This is a genomic window from Mesorhizobium xinjiangense (assembly GCF_009749525.1).
Lineage (GTDB): Bacteria > Pseudomonadota > Alphaproteobacteria > Rhizobiales > Rhizobiaceae > Mangrovimarina > Mangrovimarina xinjiangensis.
In genome coordinates, this window is record NZ_WOAC01000009.1 from 1 (window position 1) to 25,773 (window position 25,773).

Consider the following 25,773-nt stretch of genomic DNA (forward strand, 5'->3'; position numbering starts at 1 on the left):
TGTCGGGCTCGTCCGAGCAGGCCTGGAAAAGCCGAATGAAAACATCGGCTTTGACCCAGTCGCGGTATCGCTTGAAGACCGTGTTCCATTTGCCGAAGAAGGCCGGCAGATCGCGCCACGGACTACCCGTGCGCACCACCCACAGGACCGCTTCGATGAAGCGCCGGTTGTCGCCTCCGCTGCGTCCAGGGTCGATCGGCTTACCCAGACAATGCGGCTCCATCTTCGCCCACTGGGCGTCCGTCAGTACGAATCGTTCCATCCGAAGCTTGAATCATGTTCAAGCCGCGGGTGGAATCCTGAATCTCAACAGGCCTTAGAAAAGCGTTCGCAGGCTCACCGCTTCGCGGAATCGGTTCGCCAATCTAACCCTTTGATTCGACGCAATTCCGGACGGAGAACCGGCTTCCACTTCTCCTGGAATTGCTCTAAGCTCCAGCCGCGTCGACGGAGGGGCGGCGCGTCCTGTCGGGCCCGCCGCCTTGCTGCATCTCCATGGCGCGGTAGAAATCGGCAAGCTGCTTGCCGCGCTCCGGCTTGAAGGCACGGCCGGCCGGATCCAGTTCGGCGATACGGTCGATGCGGAAGGCGCGGAAATCGCCGCGCAGTTCGCACCAGGCAACCAGCGTCCACACCTTGCCCCAGAACCACAGGCCGAGCGGGCGCACATCACGCATGGAACTGCGGCCGGCTTCGTCGCGATAATCGAGACTGAGCACCTGTCGCGCGTCGATCGCGCGCTCGATCGCATCGATCGCCTCACGATCGGCCTGGCTCACCACATAGAGCGGCGCGTGGATCTCGGTGCGCGAGATGTGGTCGCGCTCGGAATCGGGCAGCACCGCGCCGATCTTGACCAGAGCCTCTTCGGCCGAGCGGGCCATGGTCGCGCCGCCGAATGCGCGCACCATGCGCGCCCCGGCCACCAGCGCCACGATCTCGTCGCGCGTGAACATCAGCGGCGGCAGGTCATAGCCCGAGCGCATGATGTAGCCGACGCCGGCTTCGCCGTCGATCGGCACGCCCGTCGACTGCAGATCGGCGATGTCACGATAGACCGTGCGCTCGGAGACCTCGAGCCACTCTCCCAGCATACGCGCGGTGACCAACCGGCCGCCGCGCAAATGCTGTACGATCTGGAACAATCTGTCCGCGCGTCTCATGCGGAATCCTTTCGCTCATGCGCCTGATGGCGAGAACAGCCCGATGCTGTTGCCGTCGGGGTCGAGGCAGTAGGCAAATCGCCCGGCCGGAATCTCGATGACCGGCGTGACGACGCTGCCGCCATTGGCTTCCAGCCGTTCCATAGCATCCTCCAGCGGAGCGGGCACGGCGAGGTGGACGGTACTGCCGGTTCCCGGCGCCGCCGGCTTTCCCGGATAGAGATGGCCGGCACGGCCCTTCTCCTTCACGACGAACATTGATATCGGGTTGGGCCCGGGATCGTCGTCGACCAGCGTGTTCTGCAGCACCGCGGCATAAAACGCCTTGGCCCGCTCCATATCGGTGACCGGTATTTCCGCCCAGATGATGGCATGGTCGGGAACAAACGCGTTCATGCGAATTTCTCCAGGATGTTTGATAGCACACTATTGCGGCGCTCCTGACAGCCTTATGTCAGGAGCCTCACCCAGCGGCATGCTCGCTGGCGAACAGCGCGCGCAGCCGTACGATCATGTCTTCGCGCTCCGGCAGAAGCGCTTCCAGGAATTCTGCCGCGAAACTGGCCGGCGCCGAGCCCGGTGCGGAAACCACGTTGCCGTCACGAACTGCATGCGGCACATCCCGGTAAAGGCCCTGGCCGGGATAGGAATCGAGATGATCGGCAATCCAGACACGGCCATTGCTGGTGTGTCTGCGATTCTCGAGCAGCCCGGCGCGGGCCAGCGCCAATGTCCCGCCGCAGATGCCGCCGACAACGCCGCGGCGATCGGCAACGGCCCGCAGCAGCGGTGCGATGTCCGGCGCGTCGGCTGCCTGCCAACAATCCGAGCCGATGACGGCGATGGCATTGAGATCGTCATTGTCCTCCGGGCGGCAATCGCGGCAGTCGGCGAGCATCAGCCCGGATACCGAACGCACGCCCCCGCCCCCCGGCGTAAGCGCGACGATCCTGCCGCCGAACCATTCGACCACGGAGGCCGACAGGAAGCCGTATTCCCAGTCCGCGAATCCTTCGACGAAGATCATACCGACTGTCTTGCCCTTCATGTTGCCCATCTCCCTGTCGCGCTTCGGCTGCCTCACAAGGACCATTGCGAGCGACGGCGCCCGTCCAGGCGACCCCCGCGCGCGTCGGGCCAGCCGATATCCTTGCGGATATGGGCAGGGAGCTCATTGAGTATCCTTTCCGTGCGGATCTCGTCGCGCAACGCGCGCCACCGCGCGCGCTGGCCGTCAATCCGACCGAGCAGGCCACGATAGAACGGGTTCATCATCTGCCTCCATCATTTGTTCGATGAAGGCAGAATGTCACAGGCCAACTGACAACCTTCTGTCAGCACCGCTTGCGCTGCGGCAACGCCATTGCGCGCGCCGGCGCCACGAGCCCGGCTCGAAGGCTGCGCGCTATTCCGGCTTGACGGGAACCGTGTAGTTGAGCGGCAGCCGCCCGCCATCGGCGTAAATCGTCTGGCCGGTGATGTAGCTGGCGTCATCGGAGGCCAGGAACGCCGCGATCGAGGCGATCTCGGAAGGTTCGCCGACACGGCCGAGCGGCGTGCGCGACAGGATGCGATTGCGTGCCGCCGGATCCGAATTCACGCTGGACAGCATGTCGGTCATGATCGAGCCGGGGCCGATGGCGTTGACACGGATGCCGTAGGGCGCGAGCGACAACGCCATCACCTTGGTGAGCTGGTTCACGCCGCCCTTCGACACCGAATACGGCACCTGGTTGGGCAGGCCGAAGACGGCGTTGACGGACGACATGTTGACGATCGAGCCGACGGCTCCGCCTGCCTTGACACGCTCGACCATGTGCCGGGCGACGGCCTGGCCGGTCAGAAACGAGCCCTTCAGATTGATGTCCATGACGCGGTCGAAATCCTCTTCCTTGATATCGAGGAAATCGGCCCCATGCACGACGCCGGCATTGTTGACCAGGATGTCGATGTCACCGAATGTGTCGACTGCAGCGGCGACCAGATTGTGCACGTCGAGCCGCTTGGCGACGTCGGCCTTGACGAACCGCACCTCGCCGAGCGGCGCCAGATCACGCTCGGCCTTCTGGCCCTTCTGCGCATCGATGTCGGCGATGATGACCTTCGCCTTTTCCCGCAACAGCCGTTCGGCGATGGCATAGCCGATGCCGCCGGCGGCGCCCGTCACGATCGCGTTTTTTCCGTCAAGTGCCATGAAACTCTCCCGAATGCCCCGGCAACGCCGACAAGCCGCCGGCGCGCGCGGGCGGACATTGACCCCAATTGGCGCACCGGGTCAAGACGCGTCGGGCCGCCCTATGTTCCTGTTTCGCGCTCGTTCAACGCCGCGGCGATTTCGTCGAGAATTGCCGGGTCGTCGATCGTCGCCGGCGAGGTCCAGCTGTGCCGGTCGGCAATCTTCTGCATCGTGCCGCGCAGGATCTTGCCCGAGCGCGTCTTCGGCAACCGCTTGACGGTGACGACGGTCTTGAAGGCGGCGACCGGTCCGATCTTCTCGCGCACCAGCGCCACGACCTCCCGTTCGATCTCGCGGCCCGGCCGCGCCACACCGGCATTGAGCACGACGAAACCATAGGGCACCTGCCCCTTCAGTTCGTCGGCTACGCCGATCACCGCGCATTCGGCGACGTCCGGATGCTCGGCCACCACTTCCTCCATGCCGCCGGTCGACAGACGGTGTCCGGCAACGTTGATGATGTCGTCGGTGCGCGCCATGATGAACAGGTAGCCGTCCTCGTCGACATAGCCGGCATCGGCCGTTTTGTAATGGTCGGGAAATTCGGCCAGATACGCCTCGCGGAAACGTTCATCCGCGTTCCACAAGGTCGGCAGACAGCCGGGCGGCAGCGGCAATCGGATCACGACATTGCCGAGCCCGCCACGCGCCATTTCCGCCCCGGAATCATCGAGAATGCGGATGTCGTAGCCCGGCATCGGTACGCCCGGAGAGCCATGCTTGACCGGCAGCATGCCGAGGCCGACCGGGTTCTGGCTGATCGGCGCTCCGGTCTCCGTCTGCCACCAATGGTCGATCACCGGCACGCCGAGCTTCTCCTCGGCCCATTTGAGCGTCTCCGGATCGGCCCGTTCGCCGGCCAGGAACAGCGTGCGCAGGCTCGACAGATCGTATCGGCCGATATGCTCGCCCCGCGGATCCTGTCCCTTGATGGCGCGAAACGCCGTCGGCGCGGTGAAGAGCGCGGCGACCTTGTGATCGGCGATGACGCGCCAGAACGTGCCGGCGTCGGGCGTGCCGACCGGCTTGCCCTCGAACAGCACCGTGGCGCAGCCGGCCAGAAGCGGCGCATAGACGATGTAGGAATGGCCGACCACCCAGCCGACGTCGGATGCCGCCCAGAAAACCTCGCCCGGTCTTGCGCCGTACTCGTTCCACATCGACCAGTGGAGCATGACCATGTGGCCGCCATTGTCGCGCACCACGCCCTTGGGCTGGCCGGTGGTGCCGGAGGTGTAGAGGATATAGAGCGGATCGGTCGCCGCCACGGGCACGCAGTCGACCTCGACGTCTGCGTTCTTCGCCGCGGCGACGGCTTGCGCATAGTCGATGTCGCGTCCGGCGACGGTCGTGCAAGGCTGCTCCTCGCGCTGCAGGACGATGCAGTGCTCCGGCTTGTGGTCAGCCATTTCGATGGCATTGTCGATGAGCGGCTTGTAGGCCACGACGCGGCCGGGCTCCAGCCCGCAGGAGGCAAAGATGACGGCCTTCGGCCTGGCATCGTCGATGCGCGTGGCAAGCTCCCTGGAGGCGAAGCCGCCGAAGACCACGGAATGGATGGCGCCGATACGCGCGCAGGCCAGCATGGCAAACACGGCCTGCGGCACCATGGGCATATAGATGATGACGCGGTCGCCCTTCTCGACGCCCAGGTCGCGCAAGACAGCCGCCAGCGCGACCACCTCCTCCTTGAATTCGGCAAAGGAGTAGCGCTGCTGGCGTCCGGTCATCGGGCTGTCATAGATCAGCGCTGCCTGATCGGCGCGCCCGCCTTCCACGTGACGGTCGATGCAGTTGTAGCAGGTGTTGCACACGGCATCGGGGAACCAGCGCCCATAGGGACCCGAGTCGGGATCGAAGATGCGCTCCGGCGGCACGATCCAGTCTATGCCTTTCGCCACCGTGCGCCAGAAGGCATCGGGGTCGCGCTGCCAGCGATCATAGGTTTCCTGATAGTGCGACATTATGCGTTGCCCTCCCTGCAACATGACCGGCCGGTGTTCCGATCCGGGTCCGCCACGATACCCGACGCCCAGCCGGCGTCCATCCTCCATTGGACGGATTTTGACATGAGCGTCGCGCACTGATCAAAGGATATCGACCGCCGATCCGCCCAACGGACCCCGCATGACCAAGATCTTCTCCATTCTCATCGTCGCGATGATGGCGGCGCACATCATCAAGCCGCTCGGTCTGCCCGGCCTGCGCAAGCGCTCCGATTTCTGGAAGCTCGCTTTGGTGGCTCTTGGCGCCATTTCGCTGACGGTGCTACTCAGCCACGGAAACTGAATGCGGCCTGGCCCTGTCGTCCGCGAAGACGAGACCGTAAAGATGTTCCGCCCAGGCCGCATAGCCGGCACGCGAGGCGTGGAAGCCGTCACTTGAAAAGCCCGTTACGGGATCGAGCACCGACAGGCGTTCCGCCGGCACGGCGCCGCGTTCCAGGCACAGCCGCTGGCCCAGATCGTTGATCGCGCGGGCGCGCAGGTCGAGGATCGCCGCCAGCGGCGTCGGCAAGGCGGGAATGGTTGTCATGTCGATGACCGGCGACCAGACGAGGCGCGCCTGCGGCCATTTTGCGCGCAGCGCGTAGATCAGCCCGCCGAATTCGCGCTTGAAGCGGCCGAGCGTATGGAAGTTCTTCACGTCATTGGTGCCGACGGCGAGCACGATGTGGGTCCACGGCTCGGCCGCGAGATTGGGTACGACGTAGTCGCGCAGCGCGCCGGCGGTGGCCGAGTTCGCGCCGGCGGCCCGCCAATGGACCGGACGGCCCGTCTCGTCGTGGAAACGCTGCGCAAGCAGTGCCGCCAGACCGTCGCGATTGTCGTCGATGCCGACGGAGGCGGCCGAGGAATCGCCGACGACCAGCACCCGCACCGGCTCGCCGGCACCGCCGATGGTGCCGAGCGTCGCGCCGGGCGGCGGGGCGCAGGCGCTCGGTACGCAGCCTGACGGCGATCCCCTGCCAGGCATAGAGCGGAAAGGCGAGCCAGGTGAGAAGCGCAAGCAGACGGGTCACGGACATCTCCGGCAGATCAAATCGAACGCGGCGGCAGCGCCGCGGCGCCGAACGCACGGTACGGCCAGAACCGGACAACTGTCGTCCGTTCTCCGAGCGCGGCACCCAATTTGTGTAGCGCTCAGCGGCAAAAAGAAAAAGCCCGGACCGCGCGGCCCAGGCTTTCAATGTCATTGATGGATCGTTCCTGGTCCTGACGCATCAGGCGGCCTTTTCGAGCTCCCCGGTCCACTTGCCCGAAGCGGCCAGGCCGTTCATGCGGGCGCGGTGGGCAAAGGCGCGCTGGCCGGCGGCGACGTTTTCCTTTTTGCCGCCCCAGGCCGACAGCGGCGCGGCCTGCAGCGCGCGGCCATAGGAGAAGGTCAGCTTCCAGGGATGCGGGCCGATGGCGTTCATGGCGTTGAGATTGGACGTCGCCTCCTCGTCCGACTGGCCGCCCGACAAGAAGGCGATGCCGGGAACCGCGACCGGCACGGCCTGGCGGAACAGCTTGAGCGTCTTTTCGGCCACTTCCTCCGGGCTGCTCGGCTTGCCGGACTTCTTGCCGGCGATCACCATGTTGGGCTTCAGGATCGTGCCTTCCAGCTTGACGCGGCAGGCGTAAAGCTCGCCGTAAAGCTTGAGCAAGGTCAGGCGGCTGACCTCGTAGCAGGTGTCGATGTCATGCGCCCCGTCCATCAGAACTTCCGGCTCGACGATGGGCACGATGCCCGCTTCCTGGCATAGCGCCGCATAGCATGCCAGCGCATGGGCGTTGGAAGCAATGGCCGCGCCAGAGGGCACGCCATTGGCCGTGTCGATGTCGATCACGGCGCGCCATTTGGCAAAGCGCGCGCCAAGCTCGTAATACTCGGCAAGCCGCTCGCGCAGGCCGTCGAGGCCTTCGGTGATCTTGTCGCCGGGAAAACCGGCAAACGCCTTGGCACCCTTGTCGACCTTGATCCCGGGAACCGCGCCGGCGGCCTTGATGATGTCGACCAGCGGCGTGCCGTCGGCCGCCTTCTGGCGGATCGTCTCATCGAACAGAATGACGCCGGAGATGCAGTCCTTCATCGCGTCGCCGGCGCGAAACAGCATTTCGCGATAGTCGCGGCGGTTTTCCTCGGTCGATTCGAGACCGATCGTGTCAAAACGCTTCTTGATCGTGCCGGAGCTTTCGTCCGCCGCCAGAATGCCTTTGCCGTCAGCCACCATGGCGGCCGCAATGTCTTCTAGCCGTTCGCTCATTACGCGTACCTCCTGAACAGAATATCTGGCCTCTATCAGAAGGCTCGCCGAAACGGAACTGCGTGTTAAGAGCCTGAATCGATTGAAAGAAATTCAATCGGTTTAGCAATTCCAGGCGAAGCGGGAACCGCTTCTCCGGCTCAGCGCTTCAGCACTTCCACGCCGGGCAGGGGCTTGCCCTCCATCCATTCCAGGAACGCGCCGCCGGCCGTCGACACATAGGTGAACTCGTCGGCCACGCCGGCATGATTGAGCGCCGCCACGGTGTCGCCGCCGCCGGCCACCGAGACGAGCCGGCCATTGCCGGTCTTTGCGGCAGCGTATTTTGCCGCCGCCACGGTCGCCGCGTCGAACGGCTCGATCTCGAATGCGCCGAGCGGACCGTTCCACACCAGCGTCGCGGCGCGCTCGATCCATGCATTGACCGCAGCAACGGTCTCAGGTCCGACATCGAGGATCATCGCATCGTCCGCAACAGAGCCGATCGCGACGGTCTCGTTTGCCGCCCCGGCCTTGAATTCACGCGCCACCACGCCGTCCACCGGCAGGATGATGGCGCAGCCCGCTTCGGCCGCCTCGATCATGATCTGCTTGGCCGTCGCCGCCAGGTCGTGCTCGCACAGCGACTTTCCCACATCCGTGCCGCGCGCGGCAAGAAATGTGTTGGCCATGCCGCCGCCGATCACCAGCGCGTCGACCTTGTTCACCAGGTTCATCAGAAGGTCGATCTTGGTCGAGACCTTGGCCCCGCCGACGATGGCGACGACCGGCCGCACCGGATCGCCGAGGCCCTTTTCGAGCGCCTCCAGCTCGGCCTGCATGGTGCGTCCGGCAAAAGCCGGCAGATGATGCGCCAGGCCTTCCGTCGAGGCGTGGGCGCGGTGCGCGGCCGAGAAGGCGTCGTTGACGTAGATATCGCCATTGGCCGCGAGTGCCTCGACGAATGCAGGATCGTTTGTCTCTTCGCCCTTGTGGAAGCGGGTGTTCTCCAGAAGCAGGATGTCGCCGGCGGTCATGTCCGACACCGCACGCGCCGCTGCCTCGCCGATGCAGTCCTTGGCGAAATGGACCCGGCGGTCGAGCACGGCCTCACAGGCATGGGCGACCGGTTCCAGCGACAGTGCCGGATCGGGCCCGGCCTTCGGCCGCCCGAAATGCGCCAGAAGAATGACCTTGGCGCCCTTGTCGGAAAGCTCCTCGATGGTGGGAACGACCCGTTCGATGCGGGTCAGGTCGCTCACCCGGCCGTCCTTCATCGGCACGTTGAGGTCAACCCGGACCAGCACGCGCTTGCCGGCAACGTCGCCGATGTCGTCAAGGGTTTTGAAGGCGGGCATGGCTGGGTTCCTCTCGCGTGCAATCACAAAACATCGGCAATACGTCACTTCACGTTGTTTTGCCGTCAATCAATGCGCCGGATCAAGCCGTCGATACCAACGAACGACAGGCGCATCCCAAGGGCGGGCCGGACCATACATGCCGTACGGACCGGCGCAAGCGGTCAGTCGCACTGTGACGAAAGACCAGGGCCGCAGCATCAATCCTCGGTTTCCGGCAACTCGTCCTTGTGGCGCGCGCCGCGCCGCTCGCGCCAGCCGCGAAACCATTGAACGAACCGGTCGCGGATCTCGCCGGCGCTCAGGAAGACCGGCACCTTGGGCGGCGCGGCCTGCGGTTCGAAGGACAGACCCACTTCGGTGATTGCGCCCTTGTCGTTGACGTCGCGCACGATCAGCTCGACGGGGCCGATGGCCACGCGATCAGCATATTCGGCGCGCCCGCCGAGACGCTGTCTCATCAGTTCGACGATCGGCATCGCCGCTTCTTCCTCGCTCAGTTGCAGGCCATAGGCAGCGTCGAGATCGGCCGCCGGTCGTGTCGCGTCGATGGCGAAATGGCCGAAGAACTCGTCGTCGTCGGGATCGAGATCGGCCTTGCTGGCGAAAAGCCGGTCGAGCAGCCGCGGATAGCGGTCCGGCACGAAGATGTAGACATGGTCGTCGACCATCAGCCGTCCGGCATACTGGTAGGTCATCGAGCGGCCTTCGCGCACCACCAGGGAGGGACGCGCCCAGCGCGGCACGCGAACGCCCTGGGCGACCGGGCTGCCGGGTGCCACCCGGTAGGCAAGCAACTCGTGATGGGAGGAGCCGGGCAATTCGAGTTCGACCTTGTCGAGCGGGCCGGTGCGCGGCGGCACGACCAGACCGAGCCGGCGGGCCATCGGCGCCAGCGTCCAGCCCTGGATGACCAGCGATACGAGAACGATGATGAAGGCCATGTTGAAGATGGCGTTGCCATTCGGCAGCTCGGCCGTCAGCGGCAGGATCGCCAGCAGGATCGAGACCGCGCCGCGCAGCCCCACCCAGGAGACGAAGGCCGTCTCGGCGCGCGAAAAGCGGAACGGCGCCATGCACAGCCAGACCGCAACCGGACGCGCGATGAAGATCAGGACGAGGCCGAGCGCGATCGCCGGCACCGCGATGGCGCCGAATTGCGACGGCGTGGCAAACAGCCCCAACACCAGGAACATGATGATCTGCGCCAGCCAGGACATCCCGGCCTGGAAGCGCTTGAGCTGGACCGTCGAGCGGATGTCCGAATTGCCGACGATCAGCCCGGCGACGTAGACCGCCAGGAAACCGGAACCGCCGACGGCGCCTGCAACACCGAACAGCAGCAGGGCGAGCGCTATGACGAAGATCGGCGTGAGCCCGGCATCCAGCGTCAGCTTTTCGACCAGCCGCGCGATCAGGAAGCCGCCGGCCAGGCCGGCCGCCAGGCCGAGCCCCATCTGCGTCGCAAAGCCGATCAGGATGTCGACAAGCAGCACCTCCGCTTCCGGCCTGGCCCCCGACGCGATCAGCGAGACGAAGGTGATGGTGAGGAAGATGGCGATCGGGTCGTTCGACCCTGATTCGATCTCCAGCGTCGAGCGCACGCGTTCGCGGATGAGCAGATTGCCGGCGCGCAGCAGGAAGAAGACGGCGGCCGCATCGGTCGAGGAGACGATGGCGCCAAGCAGGAAGGCTTCGGGCCAACTCAGATCCGTCAGGTAGTAGGCGGCAACGCCGAGCAGCGCCGCCGTCAGCGCCACGCCTATGGTTGCCAGGGTTACCGCCGGCGCCGCCGCCTGGCGAAAGGTCGCGACCGGCGTGCCGAAACCGGAATCGAACAGGATGACGGCCAGCGCCAGCGACCCGACAAAGAAGGCGACCGCCGCATTGTCGAAGTTGATGCCGAGACCGTCGACCCCGGTAACGAGGCCGATGCCCAGGAAGATGAGCAGCAGCGGGGTGCCGAAGCGAAAGGCGATCAGGCTCGAAAACGCCGCCGTAAGCACGAGCGCCGTGCCGACCAGCGTTATCAAGTAGATCGAGTTGTCCATGCCCTCGGCGCTCCGCTCACCCTCCCCGTTGGGTTGACAAAGAGTGCGGCGAAGACAAGGCCGATTGCAAGTGCGCGAGACAAAATTTGCGCCGACCCGGCGCGATTAAGACTTTGCCATGCAACGAAAAACGCCCGGTGGTGCCGGGCGTCTCGACGTTCGATGGCGTTGCCGTGTCAGGCGATCGTCTTGCCGATCGCCGCCGCCGTGTCGGCCATGCGGTTGGAGAAGCCCCATTCATTGTCGTACCAGGACATCACGCGCACCAGATCACCGTCGATGACCTTCGTCTGGTCGAGGGCGAAGGTGGAAGAGGCCGGGTTGTGGTTGAGGTCGATCGAGACCAGCGGCTCGTTCGTGTAGGCGAGGATGCCTTTCAGTGCCCCGTCGGCGGCTGCCACCAGCGCGTTGTTGACCTCTTCCACCGTAACCTTCCTCTTGGGCACGAACTTGAAGTCGATGACCGAGACGTTCGGTGTCGGCACGCGGATCGACACGCCATCGAGCTTGCCGTTGAGCTCGGGAAGGACGAGGCCTACGGCCTTGGCCGCACCCGTCGAGGTGGGGATCATCGACATGGCGGCGGCGCGCGCCCGGTAGAGGTCCTTGTGCATCGTATCGAGCGTCGGCTGGTCGCCCGTATATGCGTGCACCGTGGTCATGAAGCCCTTTTCGATGCCGAATGTATCGTTGAGCACCTTGGCCACCGGCGCCAGGCAGTTGGTCGTGCACGAAGCATTGGAAAGGACGACATGGTCGCCGGTGATCTTGTCGTGGTTCACCCCGTAGACGACCGTCAGGTCGGCGCCCGAGGCCGGCGCGGAAACCAGCACGCGCTTGGCCCCGCCGGCAAGATGCGCCGAGGCCTTCTCCTTGGAGGTGAAGATGCCGGTGCATTCCAGGACGATGTCGACGCCCAGATCGCCCCAGGGCAGCCGGGAAGGGTCGCGCTCGGCAAGGACCTTGAAGGAATCCGAGCCGATGGCGATCTCGTCTCCGTTGACCTTCACCTCGGAGGGAAAGCGGCCATGCACGCTGTCGTAGCGCAGAAGATGGGCGTTGGTCTCGACCGGCCCGAGGTCGTTGACGGCGACGACATCAATGTCCTTGCGGCCCGATTCGTAGATCGCGCGCACGACATTGCGGCCGATGCGGCCAAATCCGTTGATGGCAACTTTGACGGTCATGGATTATCCCTTCAGAAGCTGAAGCGCGCGAAGCTGCGCGGATGCTGGTTCGGCCCGCCACGTTCACCGGGTGTCACGGCGGCAAGCGGAAGCCGCTACATAGCGGTGGCCGAACGAAGAATCCAGCCATGCGCAGGCCGCACCTGCGTCACAAGAACGCAGCCGCCTCGATCTAATCGATAATATGTCGCGGCCTCGGGGCGGGCGCCTGGCCGAGGCCGTCCGACTTCGCTCGCCGGCGCCACCGGGAATGCCGAATCAGCCTGCAGACAGGTTGATGCCCGGCATTGTCAGCCGTTGTGGAGCTTTGCTTCCACCTGTTCGACAACCGCCTCCGCGGTAATGCCGAAATGCGCGTAGAGCTGCTCATAGGGGCCGCTGGCACCGAAACCGTGCATGCCGACGAAAATGCCGTCGGGACCGATGAAGCGGTCCCAGCTTTGCCGCACGCCGGCCTCGATGGCGACCCGCACGCCTCCATTGCCGAGGATGGCAGCCCGGTAGTCGGCGCTCTGGGCGGCGAAGCGCTCCATCGAGGGAACGGAAACGACGCGGGTGGGATGACCGTTGGCCTCCAATGCGCGTTGCGCGGCGAGCGCGATCTCGACCTCCGACCCGGTGGCGAAGATCGTGACGGCCGCGTCGTCGCTGGCCGTGCCGATCTCGTAGGCGCCATAGGAGCAGAGATTTTCCTCCACATGCTCGGTGCGCAGCGCCGGCAGGTTCTGCCGCGTCAGGGCGAGCACGGCCGGCCCGCTCTGATCCTCGAGCGCCAATTGCCAGCATTCGGCGGTCTCGACCGCGTCGGCCGGACGGTAGACGCGCAGGTTGGGGATCGTGCGCAGGGCCGAAAGATGCTCCACCGGCTGGTGGGTCGGTCCGTCTTCGCCAAGTCCGATGGAATCATGCGTCATGACATAGACGACCCGCTTGCCCATCAGCGCGGAGAGCCGGATCGCCGGCCGGCAATAATCGGTGAAGACGAGGAACGTGCCGCCATAGGGAATAAGACCGCCATGCAGCGCAATGCCGTTCATCGCCGCGGCCATGCCATGCTCGCGAATGCCGTAATAGATGTAGCGGCCGGAGAAATCGTCTGCCGTGACGGGCGTGGTCTGGCTCGTCTTGGTGTTGTTGGAACCGGTCAGATCGGCCGATCCGCCGACGGTTTCGGGAACCGCGGCATTGATCACCTCGAGCGCCATTTCCGACGCCTTGCGCGTGGCCAGCTTCGGCTTGTCCTGCACGAGCTGCTTCTTGTAGTCGGCGATGGTCGCGTCGAGCCCGCCGGGCAACTGGCCGCGCATACGCCGCTCGAACTCGCCACGCAGCTCCGAATCGACGCCCGCCAGGCGCGCCTCCCATTCCTTGCGCTCCTTGACCGAGCGCAGACCGGCAAGGCGCCAATGGTCGAGAATGTCGGACGGAACGACGAAAGGTTCGGCCTCCCAGCCGAGCGCCTTGCGCGCACCGGCGATCTCCTCTGCACCGAGCGGCGAGCCGTGTGCCTTGTTGGTGCCGGCGCGGGTCGGCGCGCCGAAGCCGATGGTCGTCTTGCAGGCGATGAGCGTGGGTCGGTCAGACGCCCGCGCCGCCTCGATGGCGCTGGCGATGGCATCGGGATCGTGGCCGTCGCAGCGGATCGTCGCCCAGCCGGACGCCTCGAAGCGGGCACACTGGTCCGTGGAATCGCTCAGCGACACCGGACCATCGATCGAAATGCCGTTGTCGTCGAAGAACACGATGAGCCGCGACAGCTTGAGATGCCCGGCCAGTGCGATCGCCTCCTGGCTGATGCCCTCCATCAGGCATCCGTCGCCGGCCAGCACATAGGTGTGGTGATTGACCAGATCGTCGCCGAACTGGGCGTTCAGCATGCGCTCGGCAAGCGCCATGCCGACGGCGTTGGCCAGCCCCTGGCCGAGCGGCCCGGTCGTCGTCTCGATGCCTGCCGCATGGCCGAATTCGGGGTGTCCGGCGGTGCGCGATCCGAGCTGGCGGAAATTCTTGATCTCGTCGAGCGTGATGTCCTCGTAGCCGGTCAGATAAAGCAGCGAGTACAGGAGCATCGAGCCATGGCCCGCCGACAGCACGAAGCGGTCGCGGTCGGGCCAGTTGGGATTGTGCGGATCATGTTTCAGATAGCGGGTGAACAGCACCGTCGCGATGTCGGCCGTGCCCATGGGAAGGCCGGGATGGCCCGACTTGGCCTTCTCGACAGCGTCTGCAGAGAGGAATCGGATCGCATTCGCCATGCGGTCGTGTTTTTCGCGTGTGAACATCATCGCTCGCTGGTCGTGAAACCGACAGAATTGTGGATGCACCGGGCCAGGCGGCCCGCAAAAGCAGGCTCCACATAGCAGGTGGCGTCGCCGAGTCAACAAATCCCGACCGTGCAAATCCTGGCGCGATGCCCTTATTTCGCCGATCTCATGCAGGAATGCTGGGGACCAGTGATTCGGTTTATTGACGATGCATTCATGCTCTGCGTAATCTTTCATGCATAACGCGTTCCAAATGCGAACGATTCGGGACTGCCGCAAAAAATGACTGCGGAAGCGACACTAAACGAGACGATTGGCCGCCTCACCAAAGCCATGGATGCTCTGGAAGACGCCGTCTCTGCACGCCTCGAACAGCAACAGGACTACGCCGACGCGGATGCCGAGGTGCAGCGGATGAATGCCGACCGCTCCCGCCTGGCGCAGGAGTTGGACCAGTCCGAGGCCCGCGCCGACCGGCTCGAAGACGCCAACAAGGAGGTGTCGCGCCGCCTTGTGACGGCCATGGAAACCATCCGCGCGGTCCTTGATCGCTGAAGCGTTTGGCGTTTCTCCCGCGCCATCGGGAGATGGCGATCCTCCCGCGCCATCGGGAGTTCGCGTTTCTCCCGCGTCATCGGGAGACGGCAGGACGTTTGTCGGTTCAGCGCCCAGGGATGACGCTGTCCTGATGAAAGGAGAGGAAAATGGCGCAGATCACGGTGATCATCGACAACAAGACCTACAGGATGGCGTGCGAGGAGGGCCAGGAAGAGCATCTGGTCGATCTCGCTCAGCGCTTCGACCGCTATGTGTCCCACCTGAAAGGTTCGTTCGGAGAGATCGGCGACCAGCGCCTGACGGTCATGGCCGGCATCATGGTGATGGACGAGCTGACCGAGCTGCAACGCCGCCTCAAGGCGCTGGAGGCCGAAGTGGGCACGATGCGCAAGGCACGCGATGAGGCGACGTTGAAATCCGACAAGAGCGACACTGCAATATCGGGTGCGTTGGCCGGCTTGGCCGAGCGTATGGAGACGCTGGCGACGCGGGTCGCCGTGCGGCAGGCTGCGTCACAATCCTCCTGACGAACAGGACCGTCCTGGGGAAGCGGATCGGTTCGCCCGGGCATTTTACTGAATTTGAGCGATTGGTGGCTTGACCGGCGCGGGAGGCTGCGGCATCGAAGCGCCCGATCAACCGGCGCCGGCATTCGTGAGTCGCGTCGCAGACGAGAATTCCGGAGACTGACATGGCCGACGATATCACCAGCGAATCCAGCCAGACCATCGCCGCAGGACAGTTGCGCGCCTTCATCGAGCGCATCGAGCGGCTCGAAGAGGAAAAGAAGTCGATCGCCGACGATATCAAGGACGTCTACGCCGAACTCAAGGGCACGGGCTTCGACACCAAGGCCGTGCGCCACATCATCCGCCTGCGCAAGCAGGACCAGGCCGAGCGGCAGGAGCAGGAGGCCATCCTCGACCTCTATCTGAACGCGCTCGGCATGGCGTGACCGCCGCGGGGCCTTGCCTCAGATCAGCTTGATGAGCCTCAGGAGCGCGATCAGCGTCACGGCGCTGTATCGGCCGGGCGTGGCCACGTAGACGGGGATGTCGCGGCCGCGATAGCGGTCCTTGTAGGCCGCGATGCCCTGCAGGCTGAAGATGCGCGCATTGACCCATTTCGAGCGGTAGGCCCAGGCAAAGATCGCCCGCAGCAGCGGGTCGTCGCGCCCGGGCAGTGGCTTCGTGCGGACCATCGGCAACAGACCGAGCCACAGCGTCTCGTGGCCTTCCTCGCGAAAGCAATCGGTGGCATGGCGCATTATGCCGAGGTCGACATAGCTCGACGTCTCGGGGTAGCGACGCTTGCTGGAGGCGAGATATCCGGTCACCGCGCCGTTTCGGTAGATGGGATCGAAGGAGATGAGCGCGATCGGCTTGCCCGCCGGGTCGACCGCGAAGAAGCGCCTGACGCCTTCCTCGGGCTGCGGCAGGAAGCTGCGGTTCAAGAACCGGATCTCGCGCCTGGAGTTGACCCGCGTGCGGCGCCACTGCTGCGACATGCGCTCGATCGTCTCGGCCGGGAAATCCTCGATGGGGCGTTCCTCGACCGTAATGGCGTTCTGCCTCATCCAGCTTGTCGCGTAGCGGATCGACTTGCCGTCCTTGCCGGCGAAACTGTGTCCCGGCAGATCCAGCACGCTGTCGAGACCGAACTGGGTGATCCGGTAGCCAAGCCCCGCCAGGATCTCGGCCACCTCTCGCGAGATGCCGGCGAAGGACGGCTGGCGGAACGTCGCGATGAATTCCTCGATCAGTTTCGCCCGGTCGGCCGCGCCGGCCACGGGGTCGCCCATGGCGAATGTGTAGCCCATCTTCTGGCCGTAGGCGACGAAGCCGCGTTGATCGCCAAATGATTTCAGATAGGGCTCGGTGGCCGCCGCATAGGCGAGCGGAAAATCGCCATGGGCCACGAGATGGCTCCGCCGCTCGGCCGCGTCCAGTTCGCGATCGGGCGCGCTGATGTGGTTCTTCTCGAGGATATTGTCGACTGTTCGGCGCAGAAGTTTCATTGCCCGATCTCATAGCCGATTCATCGGCGGCAATGGAGAGGTTTTGCGACAGGCGCAGCGATTTCAGTGCTTGCGCGACAGTTCCTTCGTCGCCGCCTCGATCCCGGCGAGCGTCATCGGATACATGCGTTCGGAAAAGATATCGCGCATCATCTGGATGGAATGCGTGTAGCCCCAGTGTTTTTCCGCCACCGGGTTGAGCCAGGCGACATTCGACCACTGGGCAAGCACGCGCTGCAGCCAGACGATGCCGGCCTCCTGGTTCCAGTGCTCCACCGAACCGCCGGCATAGGCGATCTCGTAGGGGCTCATGGAGGCGTCGCCGACGAAGATCACCTTGTAGTCCGGACCGTATTTGTGGACCACGTCATGGGTCGGGATGACCTCGGAATGCCGGCGGCGATTGTCCTTCCACACGCCCTCGTAGAGACAGTTGTGGAAGTAGAAATATTCCATGTGCTTGAATTCGGCGCGCGTGGCCGAAAACAGCTCCTCGACGATCCTGATGTGGTCGTCCATCGAGCCGCCGACATCGAAGAACATCAAGAGCTTCACCGCATTGTGGCGCTCGGGGCGCGTCTTGACGTCGAGATAGCCGTGCTCGGCGGTCGCGTGGATCGTGCCGGGCAGGTCGAGTTCCTCGTTCGCACCCTGGCGCACCCAGCGGCGCAGCCTTTTCAGCGCCACCTTGATGTTGCGCGTGCCGAGCTCGACGGAATCGTCGAAATTCCTGAACTCGCGCTTGTCCCACACCTTCACCGCGCGGCGATGGCGCGATTCGTGCTGGCCGATCCTGACGCCCTCGGGATTGTAGCCATAGGCGCCGAAGGGCGAGGTGCCGGCCGTACCGATCCATTTCGAGCCGCCCTGATGGCGGCCCTTCTGTTCCTCGAGCCGCTTTTTCAGCGTCTCCATCAGCTTGTCGAAGCCGCCGAGCGCCTCGACGAGCTTCTTTTCCTCGTCCGTCAGGTGCTTTTCGGCCAGCCGCCGCAGCCACTCCTCGGGCAGGTTGGCCGCATCGACCGCTCCCTCGCCCGAAACCGCTTCCACCCCCTTGAAGACATGGCTGAAGACCTGGTCGAAGCGGTCGATATGGCGTTCGTCCTTCACCAGTGCGGCGCGCGCCAGATAATAAAAACCCTCCACGTCATAGGTGACGAGATCGGCTTCCATCCCCTCCAGCAGTGCCAGATATTCGCGCAGCGAGACCGGCACTTGCGCGGCTTTCAATTCGAGGAAGAATGGAATGAACATGGACGTGTTTTGCTTCAATGGCCCGGCGAACGCAAGATGGACGCCGTGCTAGCAAAATGCTATATACTGATGGATCGGGAGATTTGCGATGGCCAGCCTTCATGTGCGCAATATCGACGACGAAATCGTTGCCCGCCTCAAGGAGAGGGCGGCGAATAACGGCCGCTCGGCCGAAGCCGAGCATCGGGAAATCTTGAAGTCAGCCTTACTGTGGAATTCGCCTCCCGCTATCGATCGGGCGGAATGGGACAAGCGCGCCGCGCAATTCCGCGAACGACTGAAGGGCCGGCATCACACTCCGTCCGAAGTTCTGCTGCGTGAGTCGCGGGACGAACGTTGACGCAGCAGCTCGTCGTTGACGCCAGCGTCGCCATCAAGTGGGTCGTGCCGGAGGACGGGCAGGAAGAGGCCCGAGCGCTCACGCGAGACCGCCGTCTGATCGCCCCGCAACTGATCTACGCGGAATGCGCCAACATTGTCTGGAAAAAGGTCGCCCGTGGCGAACTCGGACGCGAAGAGGCCATAAAGGCCGCTCAGTTCATCGATACGTTCGAAGTCTGGACCGTGTCCATGCACACGCTCGGTCCGCTTGCCGTGGAACTTGCGCTGGACCTGGGCCATCCCGTCTACGATTGCTTTTACCTGGCGCTGGCTATCGTCGAAGATTGCAGCTTCGTCACCGCAGACATCAAATTGCATCGTAAGGTGCACACGCGGTTGCCGGCATCCGACGCGATACGCTGCGTGATGCTCGAGGCATTTGGGCCAAACCCGGATAGCATCCGCGTGGACTGAGCCGCCCGCCAACCTACCGCTGATATTTGATGAACGGCGTCAGCTTGGCGATGCGATCATAGAGTTTGCGCGCCGTCTCGTTGAAGTCCTGCGTCATCCAGTAGACGTTGCCCGCGCCCGCCGTGTCGGCCTTTTCATACACCGCCTCGATCAGCGCCCGGCCAACGCCTTTGCTGCGCGCAGCCGGGTCGGCGTAAAGGTCCTGCAGGTAGCAATTGTTCTTCACCGACCAGCAGGTGCGGTGGAACATGTAGTGCACCAGCCCGACCGGCTTGCCGTCCAGCTCCGCAATCAGCCCGTTCGGCTCATATTCGCCGTTGTCGAACAGCCGCGCCCAGGTCGTGGCATAAACCTCTTCCGGCACCGAGGTCTTGTAGAACTCCAGATAGGCCGTCCACATGCGGTGCCATTCGGCATGGTCGGCCTGTTCGAGCGGTCGGATGGTTATGTCGGTCATGATCGGCGTCTCCCGGTTGGCGTGCTCCACCGAGCCTGTTCCGACCCATTGCCGGCGCAAAGGTCCAGTTCGAACCAACCCACTATGACTGCCGGCGCGCCATGAAGGCCAGGCGCTCGAACAGGTGCACATCCTGCTCGTTCTTCAACAGCGCGCCGTGCAGCTTGGGCAGGGCGTTCTTGGCATCGGCGCGCAGGTCCTCCGGCTGAACGTCATCAGCGACGAGCAGGCGGATCCAGTCGAGCGCCTCGGAGGTCGACGGCCTCTTCTTCAGGCCCGGCACCTCACGAACCTCGTAGAACTGGGTGAGCGCGGCACGCACCAGGTTCTGCTTGATGCCGGGGTAATGGACGTCGACGATGCGGCCCAGCGTCTCGGCATCGGGGAAGCGGATATAGTGGAAGAAGCAGCGGCGCAGAAAGGCGTCGGGCAGCTCCTTCTCATTGTTCGAGGTGATGATGACGATCGGCCTGCGCTTTGCCCTGACCGTCTCGCCGGTTTCGTAGACGAAGAACTCGTTTCTATCGAGCTCCTGCAACAGGTCGTTGGGAAACTCGATATCGGCCTTGTCGATCTCGTCGATCAGGAGCACCACCTTCTTGTCTGTGGCAAAGGCCTTCCACAATTTGCCGCGCTTGATGTAGTTGGCGATGTCGTTGAAGCGCTCGTCGCCCAACTGGCTGTCGCGCAGGCGCGTCACGGCGTCATATTCGTAGAGCCCCTGCTGCGCCCTGGTGGTCGACTTGACGTGCCACTCGATCAGGTCCAGATCGAGCGCGGCGGCCACCTGCCTGGCCAGTTCCGTCTTGCCCGTTCCCGGCTCGCCCTTGACCAGAAGCGGCCGCTCGAGCGCGATCGCCGCGTTGACGGCCACCATCAGATCCTTGTCGGCGACATAGGCCGACGTTCCTTCAAATCGCATGCTTTTCAGTTGTCCCGGATTAAGGTCGGATTGTCCGGGACGTTAAGGAGCCCGGCGGCAGGGCGCAAGGGGCAGCGGATTTTTGCCGGCCACGCCGAAAGCGGTCTGGCGAAGTGTTCCCCGCGCGCCTATATTCGCCGCCGACGGTCTGCGCTTCACGGCAGGAGTAACTATTCCCCGGGGCCTTACTGATCCCAAGGGAGCTGTCCCTGCCCGGGCTCGTGGGCTCGGGTACACGGCGCCCACCTACGTTGTAGGCACCCGGGATCAACCTCTCCACCGGTCTGTGCGGATCGTCGCGTCCTTCCTCTTCGGCAACGCCGCCTTTGCCCTTTGCATGCCCCTCTGGCCTTGGCCATTCTCAGCCTGTAAGGGTGCAGGCATGATCGTTCCCGTGCGCGATATGAAAAAGCAGTTGCGCGGCGAAGCGCTCGCCCGGCGCGACGCGCTCGACGCAGCCTGGCGCATCGAGGCCTCGCTCGCCATGGCCGAAACGGCAGCGCGCGAGATCGCCGTCGAGCCCGGCACGGTCATTGCCGGCTTCTGGCCGATGCGCTCCGAAGTCGATGTCAGGCCGGCCATGTTCGCCCTTATGGAGGCCGGCGCGCGGCTCTGCCTGCCAGCGATCCTCGACAAGACGACGATCGTCTTTCGCGAACTCAAGCGCGGTGAGGAACTGATCGACATGGGTTTCGGAACCTTGGGGCCCGGCCCGGATGCCGCCGTTCTCGATCCCGCAATCGTGCTCGTGCCGCTTGCGGCCTTCGATGCACGCGGCCACCGCATCGGTTACGGCGCCGGCTATTACGACCGGGCGATCGCGCGGTTGACGGAGGGCGGCCACGCACCCCGTCTCATCGGCATCGCCTTCGATTGCCAGCACGTTGCGGCGGTCCCCGACGAGCCGCACGACGTCGTCATTCCCGAAATCCTGACCGAAAGCGGCTTGCACCGTCTCGGTTGATCCCTGTAGATGAGCCTTTCCTGCCGGAGCGGGATCGCCACCGGACGATCGCTGCCATGTCTGTCCGGCTGTTCCGTCCGGTTTCGACAGGCATGCTGATGAGGCTTCTTTTTCTTGGCGACATGGTGGGACGCACGGGCCGCACGGCGGTCTGGTCGAAGCTCCCGGGATTGATCTCCGATTTCCGTCTCGACTTCGTCATCGTCAATGGCGAGAACGCCGCCGGCGGCTTCGGCATCACCGAAGACATCTATCGCGAGACGCTGAACGCCGGCGCCGACGTGGTGACGACCGGCAACCATGTGTGGGACCAGCGCGAGGCGCTGGAATTCGCCGGCCGCGAGGACCGGTTCCTGAGGCCCGCCAATTTCCCCGCCGGCACGCCGGGACACGGTTCCGGCCTCTACGTGGCCAGAAACGGCGCCCGCGTCATGGTCGCCAACATCATGGGCCGCGTCTTCATGCACCCCGAGCTGGACGATCCCTTTCACGCCGCCGAGAAGGAACTCGCCGCCTGTCCGCTGGGCGAACAGGCCGACGCGGTGGTCTTCGACTTCCACGCCGAGGCGACGTCGGAGAAGATGTGCTTTGGCCATTTCGTCGACGGGCGCGCCAGCCTGGTCGTCGGCACGCACACCCACCAGCCGACCGCCGACCACCAGATCCTCAACGGCGGCACCGCCTATCTGAGCGATGCCGGCATGTGCGGCGACTATGATTCCTCGCTCGGCATGGACAAGGAGGAACCGCTCAACCGCTTCCTGTCGAAGGTTCCCAAGGGACGTTTCGAGGCGGCTTCCGGCCCGGCGACGGTTTGCGGACTGGCGGTCGAAATATCCGACGCGACCGGCCTTGCCGAAAAGGTCGCTCCCCTGAGGCTCGGACCGCGGCTGGAGGAAACCGTGCCGTCATTCTGGGCCTGACGTTGACCTCTAAATGAGCCCAGCCTAACTCTACGCCAGTCCCAACCCCGAGATCGAGGACATTCCGCCATGCCAATCATCGACTTTCTGGCGCCGCATTTCACCTGGCTGGGCAGCGCGGAAGGATGGGCGGCGCTCATCACGCTGGTCGTCATGGAGATCGTGCTCGGTATCGACAATCTGATCTTCATCTCCATCCTGACCAACAAGCTGCCGCAGGAGCATCAAAAACGAGCGCGCCGTCTCGGCATCGGTGGCGCGCTGGTGCTGCGTCTGGTCCTTCTGGCAACCATCTCCTTCATCGTGCAACTCACGACGCCGGTCTTCACCGCCTTTGATCACGGCTTTTCATGGCGCGACCTGATCCTGATCGCCGGCGGACTCTTCCTGGTCTGGAAGGCGACCAAGGAAATTCACCATTCGGTCGATCCCGACGACCCGAAGGACAATATGGTGGGCAAGGCGGTGAGCCTCGGCGTGGGCGCCGCGATCATGCAGATCCTGCTGCTCGACCTGGTGTTTTCCGTCGATTCGATCATCACCGCGGTCGGCATGACCAACGAGATCGCCATCATGTATATCGCCGTCATCTGCGCCGTTGCGATGATGCTGATCGCGGCCGAGCCGCTGTCGCGCTTCATCGCCGCCAACCCGACCATCGTCATGCTGGCGCTGGGCTTTCTCCTGATGATCGGCATGACGCTGATCGCCGACGGCTTCGGCGTGCATGTGCCCAAGGGTTACGTCTACGCAGCCATGGGATTCTCGGCCCTGGTGGAGGGGCTCAACATGATGGCCAGGCGCAAGCGCCGGCTCGACAAGGAAGCGCGGGAACAGGCAAAGTAGACGCAGCTCATACGCCGTCGAGAATGAGGATCGTCGGCTTCTGCGGCAGACTTTCGAGCGAGACGGTGAACGCCGGCTCGCTGCGAAAGACGACATCGAAGCCCTCGCCCATCAACGTCAGGAACTCGCCGATGGGTGTCGAATGGCGGTGCATCGGCAGCACGACCGACGAATAGAGCCGCGTGGTGATCTCGCTCATGTCGACGAGCGACTGCGTCATGCCGCCGTCGACCGGCACCATGACGATGTCGAGCCGACCGATCGCGGCGTAATGCGCATCGGTCAGATCGTGATGCAGATGGCCCAGATGGCCGATGCACAGATCGGCGACCTCGAAGATGAAGATCGAATTGCCGTCCTTTTCCATCATGTCGAAACGCCGGATGTCGGTCGGCACGTTGCGGATATAGACGTCGTCGACCATCAGCGCGTGGCGCGCCGGCCCGTCGTCGTCGGGGTTCCAGCCGCGCAGCACATGCTCGATGCCGGGATCGGGAGTCGGCGTGAAGTGGGTCCGGTGCGCCTTGTTCATCGTGACGACGCGCGGCAGCGGCGTATGGCCATAGGCGCCGGAAAAGTCGGTTGCGATGCGCACGCCGGCCGGCGTCTCGATGATGTAGGTCGAGTGGCCCGCATAGGTGATCGTCACCGCTCCGCTTTGAATGTCGCGCATGGCGGGCGCGAAGGCGGCAAAGGTGACGGACGGCAGGTCCTGCGCGATCGCCAGGCATTGCGAGGGCACCGGGGCGTCCTGCTCCTGGGCGGCGGCATGCGCAAGCGGCATGGCGAGAAACAAGAAAATCATGGCGGCGAAACGGGTGAAAGGCATGGCAGTCTCCGTCGCAGTCGGAAAGCTGCCCCATTAGGCCATGCGCGCAAGGCTGCGCGTCATCACGATTTCGCGAGGCATGGCCGGCGCGGTTCTGGACCTTGGCGCGGGAAATTATTATAAGGCGCCCCAATTCCAGGAGAAGTGGAAACCGGTTCTCCGTGCGGAATTGCGACAGATAAGTGCTAGATCGGTTCCGTCGATCCCGTGAAGCGATGAACCGATCTGGAAAACAGCGAGCAGAGGTGCCATGGCCGGCCATTCACAGTTCAAGAACATCATGCATCGAAAGGGCAGGCAGGACGCCGCTCGCTCCAAGATGTTCTCCAAGCTCGCGCGCGAAATCACCGTTGCCGCAAAAACGGGCATGCCCGACCCGGACATGAACCCGCGTCTGAGACTCGCCGTGCAGAACGCCAAGGCGCAGTCCATGCCGAAGGACAACATCGAGCGCGCCATCAAGAAGGCGAGCGGCGGCGAGGGCGAGAACTACGATGAAGTGCGCTACGAGGGTTACGGGCCGGGCGGTGTCGCGCTGATCGTCGAGGCACTGACGGACAATCGCAACCGTTCGGCGTCGAATGTTCGCGCCGCCTTCACCAAGGCCGGCGGGTCGCTGGGCGAGACGGGCTCCGTCGCCTTCATGTGGGACCGCGTCGGCGAGATCGTCTATCCGGCATCGGCCGGCGATGCGGACAAGGTGATGGAAGCGGCCATCGAGGCCGGCGCCGAGGACGTGGAATCGGATGAGAACGGCCATACGATCCTGTGCGCCTTCGAAGACCTTGGCGACGTATCGAAAGCCCTTGAAGGCGCGCTCGGAGAGGCGGAATCGGTCAAGGCGATCTGGAAGCCGCAGAACACGATTCCGGTCGATGAGGACCGCGCCCAGTCGCTGATGAAGCTGATCGGCGTGCTCGAGGACGACGACGACGTGCAAAACGTCTACGCCAATTTCGAGGTCGACGACGAGACCATGGCCAAGCTGAGCGCCGCATGACGACACCCGCGAAACCGGCCATCCGCATCACCTATTGCACGCAGTGCCAGTGGCTCCTGCGCGCCGCCTGGATGGCGCAGGAACTGCTGCAGACCTTCGGCCCCGATATCGGCGAGGTAACCCTGGTGCCGGGCACCGGCGGGGCCTTCGAGATCACCTGCAACGGCGAGACGATCTGGGAGCGCAAGCGCGACGGCGGCTTCCCCGAAGCCAAGGTGCTGAAACAGAAGGTCCGCGACATCGTCTGGCCGGAGCGCGATCTGGGGCATTCGGACACGAAGCCGGCCTGATTCCGGCCATCGCGCCGGAATGATGGTGCAGCAAAAAAACCCCGCCGGAGCGGGGCTTTTCGAAATGCCATCTGGCGCGCGAACGCGCGCTAGATGCCGAGATTGGCGAACTTGTTCTTGAACTTCGATACGCGGCCGCCGCGATCGAGGAGCGTCTGCTGGCCGCCGGTCCAGGCCGGATGGGTGCGCGGATCGATGTCGAGGTTCAGCGTATCGCCTTCCTTGCCCCAGGTGGAGCGGGTGGAATATTCGCTGCCGTCGGTCATCACGACCTTGATCGTGTGATAGTCTGGATGGATGTTCTGCTTCATCGGTCTTGTCCTGGTCCTGAGGGCCCGCGCCGCCGCACCGGCGCCTGCGGCGATGTCGCCCACTCACTAAAGCTTGAAGCCGCGGCCATTGGGGGCTACGGCTTCAAGAAACGGTCGGCG

The 25,773-nt window shown here is 64.2% G+C and carries 30 protein-coding genes and 1 other RNA gene; 12 read left to right on the top strand and 19 right to left on the bottom strand.

The annotated features are described in order from the left end of the window. From GM909_RS11040 to GM909_RS11070, 7 genes are all read right to left on the bottom strand, one after another. Window positions 1-262, bottom strand: a 262-nt coding sequence (locus tag GM909_RS11040; RefSeq protein ID WP_157016444.1) for a transposase, incomplete at its 3' end; no start/stop codon positions are given. A 166-nt stretch (window positions 263-428) separates the two neighbouring features. Then, entirely contained in the window at window positions 429-1,163 is a 735-nt protein-coding gene (locus GM909_RS11045; RefSeq protein WP_157016445.1) for a helix-turn-helix transcriptional regulator, read from the bottom strand. Window positions 1,164-1,178: 15 nt separating this feature from the next. After that, window positions 1,179-1,559 (bottom strand): VOC family protein, encoded by a 381-nt coding sequence (locus GM909_RS11050; RefSeq protein ID WP_157016446.1) that lies wholly within the window; start codon window positions 1,557-1,559, stop codon window positions 1,179-1,181. Between the two features lie 67 nt (window positions 1,560-1,626). Next, window positions 1,627-2,211 (bottom strand): DJ-1/PfpI family protein, encoded by a 585-nt coding sequence (locus tag GM909_RS11055; RefSeq protein ID WP_157016447.1) that lies wholly within the window; start codon window positions 2,209-2,211, stop codon window positions 1,627-1,629. 32 nt (window positions 2,212-2,243) lie between these two features. Further along, window positions 2,244-2,435: a hypothetical protein gene (locus GM909_RS11060; RefSeq protein ID WP_157016448.1), complete on the bottom strand. Its 192-nt coding sequence runs from the start codon at window positions 2,433-2,435 to the stop codon at window positions 2,244-2,246. A gap of 133 nt (window positions 2,436-2,568) precedes the next feature. After that, window positions 2,569-3,357 (bottom strand): SDR family NAD(P)-dependent oxidoreductase, encoded by a 789-nt coding sequence (locus tag GM909_RS11065; protein WP_157016449.1) that lies wholly within the window; start codon window positions 3,355-3,357, stop codon window positions 2,569-2,571. Between the two features lie 101 nt (window positions 3,358-3,458). Continuing rightward, on the bottom strand, window positions 3,459-5,366 hold the full coding sequence (locus tag GM909_RS11070) for a propionyl-CoA synthetase (RefSeq protein ID WP_157016594.1): 1,908 nt from the start codon (window positions 5,364-5,366) through the stop codon (window positions 3,459-3,461). Between the two features lie 160 nt (window positions 5,367-5,526). On the opposite strand from GM909_RS11070, the gene GM909_RS25755 reads away from it, so the two are divergent. Then, complete coding sequence (locus GM909_RS25755; protein WP_198174212.1) at window positions 5,527-5,688, top strand: hypothetical protein; 162 nt, start codon at window positions 5,527-5,529, stop codon at window positions 5,686-5,688. Here the strand turns inward: GM909_RS25755 and GM909_RS11075 are convergent. The 6 genes from GM909_RS11075 to tkt form a co-directional block, all read right to left on the bottom strand. Beyond that, window positions 5,668-6,375, bottom strand: coding sequence for an SGNH/GDSL hydrolase family protein (locus GM909_RS11075; RefSeq protein WP_328600454.1), 708 nt, complete (start codon window positions 6,373-6,375; stop codon window positions 5,668-5,670). The genes GM909_RS25755 and GM909_RS11075 overlap by 21 nt on opposite strands. Before the next feature lie 247 nt (window positions 6,376-6,622). After that, the gene (locus GM909_RS11080) at window positions 6,623-7,648 is read right to left on the bottom strand and encodes a class I fructose-bisphosphate aldolase (protein WP_157016450.1); all 1,026 of its coding nucleotides are present in this window, start codon (window positions 7,646-7,648) and stop codon (window positions 6,623-6,625) included. Between the two features lie 140 nt (window positions 7,649-7,788). Next, the gene (locus GM909_RS11085; protein ID WP_157016451.1) at window positions 7,789-8,985 is read right to left on the bottom strand and encodes a phosphoglycerate kinase; all 1,197 of its coding nucleotides are present in this window, start codon (window positions 8,983-8,985) and stop codon (window positions 7,789-7,791) included. Window positions 8,986-9,185: 200 nt separating this feature from the next. Next, complete coding sequence (locus GM909_RS11090) at window positions 9,186-11,036, bottom strand: potassium/proton antiporter (RefSeq protein ID WP_157016452.1); 1,851 nt, start codon at window positions 11,034-11,036, stop codon at window positions 9,186-9,188. Window positions 11,037-11,212: 176 nt separating this feature from the next. Continuing rightward, window positions 11,213-12,223, bottom strand: a complete 1,011-nt coding sequence (gene gap, locus GM909_RS11095) for a type I glyceraldehyde-3-phosphate dehydrogenase (protein ID WP_157016453.1) — start codon at window positions 12,221-12,223, stop codon at window positions 11,213-11,215. Between the two features lie 290 nt (window positions 12,224-12,513). Then, a complete protein-coding gene (gene tkt, locus GM909_RS11100; RefSeq protein ID WP_157016454.1) occupies window positions 12,514-14,505 on the bottom strand; it encodes a transketolase in 1,992 nt (663 codons plus the stop codon). Between the two features lie 264 nt (window positions 14,506-14,769). On the opposite strand from tkt, the gene GM909_RS11105 reads away from it, so the two are divergent. The 3 genes from GM909_RS11105 to GM909_RS11115 all read left to right on the top strand — a co-directional run bounded on the left by GM909_RS11105 (window position 14,770) and on the right by GM909_RS11115 (window position 16,000). Next, window positions 14,770-15,042, top strand: a complete 273-nt coding sequence (locus GM909_RS11105) for a DUF4164 domain-containing protein (protein ID WP_157016455.1) — start codon at window positions 14,770-14,772, stop codon at window positions 15,040-15,042. 149 nt (window positions 15,043-15,191) lie between these two features. Further along, window positions 15,192-15,572: a cell division protein ZapA gene (locus GM909_RS11110; RefSeq protein ID WP_157016456.1), complete on the top strand. Its 381-nt coding sequence runs from the start codon at window positions 15,192-15,194 to the stop codon at window positions 15,570-15,572. A gap of 164 nt (window positions 15,573-15,736) precedes the next feature. After that, the gene (locus tag GM909_RS11115; RefSeq protein WP_157016457.1) at window positions 15,737-16,000 is read left to right on the top strand and encodes a DUF2312 domain-containing protein; all 264 of its coding nucleotides are present in this window, start codon (window positions 15,737-15,739) and stop codon (window positions 15,998-16,000) included. An 18-nt stretch (window positions 16,001-16,018) separates the two neighbouring features. Here the strand turns inward: GM909_RS11115 and GM909_RS11120 are convergent, their stop codons facing one another. Then, window positions 16,019-17,062 (bottom strand): phosphatidylglycerol lysyltransferase domain-containing protein, encoded by a 1,044-nt coding sequence (locus GM909_RS11120; protein WP_157016458.1) that lies wholly within the window; start codon window positions 17,060-17,062, stop codon window positions 16,019-16,021. 63 nt (window positions 17,063-17,125) lie between these two features. Then, complete coding sequence (locus GM909_RS11125) at window positions 17,126-18,316, bottom strand: vWA domain-containing protein (RefSeq protein WP_157016459.1); 1,191 nt, start codon at window positions 18,314-18,316, stop codon at window positions 17,126-17,128. Window positions 18,317-18,404: 88 nt separating this feature from the next. Here GM909_RS11125 and GM909_RS11130 point away from each other — a divergent pair, with 88 nt between their 5' ends. Further along, window positions 18,405-18,656 (top strand): FitA-like ribbon-helix-helix domain-containing protein, encoded by a 252-nt coding sequence (locus tag GM909_RS11130; RefSeq protein WP_157016460.1) that lies wholly within the window; start codon window positions 18,405-18,407, stop codon window positions 18,654-18,656. Further along, on the top strand, window positions 18,653-19,111 hold the full coding sequence (locus GM909_RS11135) for a type II toxin-antitoxin system VapC family toxin (RefSeq protein ID WP_157016461.1): 459 nt from the start codon (window positions 18,653-18,655) through the stop codon (window positions 19,109-19,111). The genes GM909_RS11130 and GM909_RS11135 overlap by 4 nt, the downstream gene beginning before the upstream one ends. A gap of 13 nt (window positions 19,112-19,124) precedes the next feature. Here GM909_RS11135 and GM909_RS11140 read toward each other — a convergent pair whose 3' ends face one another. Beyond that, window positions 19,125-19,568: a GNAT family N-acetyltransferase gene (locus GM909_RS11140; RefSeq protein ID WP_157016462.1), complete on the bottom strand. Its 444-nt coding sequence runs from the start codon at window positions 19,566-19,568 to the stop codon at window positions 19,125-19,127. An 82-nt stretch (window positions 19,569-19,650) separates the two neighbouring features. Next, the gene (locus GM909_RS11145) at window positions 19,651-20,490 is read right to left on the bottom strand and encodes an AAA family ATPase (RefSeq protein ID WP_157016463.1); all 840 of its coding nucleotides are present in this window, start codon (window positions 20,488-20,490) and stop codon (window positions 19,651-19,653) included. Between the two features lie 142 nt (window positions 20,491-20,632). Between GM909_RS11145 and ssrS the strand changes: the two genes are divergently transcribed. From ssrS to GM909_RS11165, 4 genes are all read left to right on the top strand, one after another. Then, window positions 20,633-20,789: non-coding RNA, 6S RNA (gene ssrS / locus GM909_RS11150), on the top strand. A gap of 83 nt (window positions 20,790-20,872) precedes the next feature. Beyond that, on the top strand, window positions 20,873-21,454 hold the full coding sequence (locus tag GM909_RS11155; RefSeq protein WP_407941281.1) for a 5-formyltetrahydrofolate cyclo-ligase: 582 nt from the start codon (window positions 20,873-20,875) through the stop codon (window positions 21,452-21,454). A 98-nt stretch (window positions 21,455-21,552) separates the two neighbouring features. Further along, window positions 21,553-22,377: a TIGR00282 family metallophosphoesterase gene (locus tag GM909_RS11160; protein WP_157016464.1), complete on the top strand. Its 825-nt coding sequence runs from the start codon at window positions 21,553-21,555 to the stop codon at window positions 22,375-22,377. 69 nt (window positions 22,378-22,446) lie between these two features. Next, complete coding sequence (locus GM909_RS11165; RefSeq protein WP_157016465.1) at window positions 22,447-23,223, top strand: TerC family protein; 777 nt, start codon at window positions 22,447-22,449, stop codon at window positions 23,221-23,223. Window positions 23,224-23,230: 7 nt separating this feature from the next. Here the strand turns inward: GM909_RS11165 and GM909_RS11170 are convergent, their stop codons facing one another. Next, window positions 23,231-24,052, bottom strand: a complete 822-nt coding sequence (locus GM909_RS11170; RefSeq protein ID WP_157016466.1) for an MBL fold metallo-hydrolase — start codon at window positions 24,050-24,052, stop codon at window positions 23,231-23,233. 250 nt (window positions 24,053-24,302) lie between these two features. On the opposite strand from GM909_RS11170, the gene GM909_RS11175 reads away from it, so the two are divergent. After that, window positions 24,303-25,052 (top strand): YebC/PmpR family DNA-binding transcriptional regulator, encoded by a 750-nt coding sequence (locus GM909_RS11175; protein ID WP_157016467.1) that lies wholly within the window; start codon window positions 24,303-24,305, stop codon window positions 25,050-25,052. Next, window positions 25,049-25,342: a SelT/SelW/SelH family protein gene (locus tag GM909_RS11180; RefSeq protein ID WP_157016468.1), complete on the top strand. Its 294-nt coding sequence runs from the start codon at window positions 25,049-25,051 to the stop codon at window positions 25,340-25,342. Before GM909_RS11175 ends, GM909_RS11180 begins: the two co-directional genes overlap by 4 nt. Window positions 25,343-25,431: 89 nt before the next feature. On the opposite strand, the gene rpmE is transcribed toward GM909_RS11180, so the two are convergent. Then, on the bottom strand, window positions 25,432-25,653 hold the full coding sequence (gene rpmE / locus GM909_RS11185) for a 50S ribosomal protein L31 (RefSeq protein WP_157016469.1): 222 nt from the start codon (window positions 25,651-25,653) through the stop codon (window positions 25,432-25,434). Window positions 25,654-25,773: the final 120 nt, after the last annotated feature.

Coding starts and splice junctions, on each gene's coding strand:
- GM909_RS11045 (WP_157016445.1), bottom strand. CDS start 1,163: ATGAGACGCGCGGACAGATTGTTCCAGATCGTACAGCATTTGCGCGGC.
- GM909_RS11050 (WP_157016446.1), bottom strand. CDS start 1,559: ATGAACGCGTTTGTTCCCGACCATGCCATCATCTGGGCGGAAATACCG.
- GM909_RS11055 (WP_157016447.1), bottom strand. CDS start 2,211: ATGAAGGGCAAGACAGTCGGTATGATCTTCGTCGAAGGATTCGCGGAC.
- GM909_RS11060 (WP_157016448.1), bottom strand. CDS start 2,435: ATGAACCCGTTCTATCGTGGCCTGCTCGGTCGGATTGACGGCCAGCGC.
- GM909_RS11065 (WP_157016449.1), bottom strand. CDS start 3,357: ATGGCACTTGACGGAAAAAACGCGATCGTGACGGGCGCCGCCGGCGGC.
- GM909_RS25755 (WP_198174212.1), top strand. CDS start 5,527: ATGACCAAGATCTTCTCCATTCTCATCGTCGCGATGATGGCGGCGCAC.
- GM909_RS11075 (WP_328600454.1), bottom strand. CDS start 6,375: ATGCCTGGCAGGGGATCGCCGTCAGGCTGCGTACCGAGCGCCTGCGCC.
- GM909_RS11080 (WP_157016450.1), bottom strand. CDS start 7,648: ATGAGCGAACGGCTAGAAGACATTGCGGCCGCCATGGTGGCTGACGGC.
- GM909_RS11085 (WP_157016451.1), bottom strand. CDS start 8,985: ATGCCCGCCTTCAAAACCCTTGACGACATCGGCGACGTTGCCGGCAAG.
- GM909_RS11090 (WP_157016452.1), bottom strand. CDS start 11,036: ATGGACAACTCGATCTACTTGATAACGCTGGTCGGCACGGCGCTCGTG.
- gap (WP_157016453.1), bottom strand. CDS start 12,223: ATGACCGTCAAAGTTGCCATCAACGGATTTGGCCGCATCGGCCGCAAT.
- tkt (WP_157016454.1), bottom strand. CDS start 14,505: ATGTTCACACGCGAAAAACACGACCGCATGGCGAATGCGATCCGATTC.
- GM909_RS11105 (WP_157016455.1), top strand. CDS start 14,770: ATGACTGCGGAAGCGACACTAAACGAGACGATTGGCCGCCTCACCAAA.
- GM909_RS11110 (WP_157016456.1), top strand. CDS start 15,192: ATGGCGCAGATCACGGTGATCATCGACAACAAGACCTACAGGATGGCG.
- GM909_RS11115 (WP_157016457.1), top strand. CDS start 15,737: ATGGCCGACGATATCACCAGCGAATCCAGCCAGACCATCGCCGCAGGA.
- GM909_RS11120 (WP_157016458.1), bottom strand. CDS start 17,062: ATGAAACTTCTGCGCCGAACAGTCGACAATATCCTCGAGAAGAACCAC.
- GM909_RS11125 (WP_157016459.1), bottom strand. CDS start 18,316: ATGTTCATTCCATTCTTCCTCGAATTGAAAGCCGCGCAAGTGCCGGTC.
- GM909_RS11130 (WP_157016460.1), top strand. CDS start 18,405: ATGGCCAGCCTTCATGTGCGCAATATCGACGACGAAATCGTTGCCCGC.
- GM909_RS11140 (WP_157016462.1), bottom strand. CDS start 19,568: ATGACCGACATAACCATCCGACCGCTCGAACAGGCCGACCATGCCGAA.
- GM909_RS11145 (WP_157016463.1), bottom strand. CDS start 20,490: ATGCGATTTGAAGGAACGTCGGCCTATGTCGCCGACAAGGATCTGATG.
- GM909_RS11155 (WP_407941281.1), top strand. CDS start 20,873: ATGATCGTTCCCGTGCGCGATATGAAAAAGCAGTTGCGCGGCGAAGCG.
- GM909_RS11160 (WP_157016464.1), top strand. CDS start 21,553: ATGAGGCTTCTTTTTCTTGGCGACATGGTGGGACGCACGGGCCGCACG.
- GM909_RS11165 (WP_157016465.1), top strand. CDS start 22,447: ATGCCAATCATCGACTTTCTGGCGCCGCATTTCACCTGGCTGGGCAGC.
- GM909_RS11170 (WP_157016466.1), bottom strand. CDS start 24,052: ATGCCTTTCACCCGTTTCGCCGCCATGATTTTCTTGTTTCTCGCCATG.
- GM909_RS11175 (WP_157016467.1), top strand. CDS start 24,303: ATGGCCGGCCATTCACAGTTCAAGAACATCATGCATCGAAAGGGCAGG.
- GM909_RS11180 (WP_157016468.1), top strand. CDS start 25,049: ATGACGACACCCGCGAAACCGGCCATCCGCATCACCTATTGCACGCAG.
- rpmE (WP_157016469.1), bottom strand. CDS start 25,653: ATGAAGCAGAACATCCATCCAGACTATCACACGATCAAGGTCGTGATG.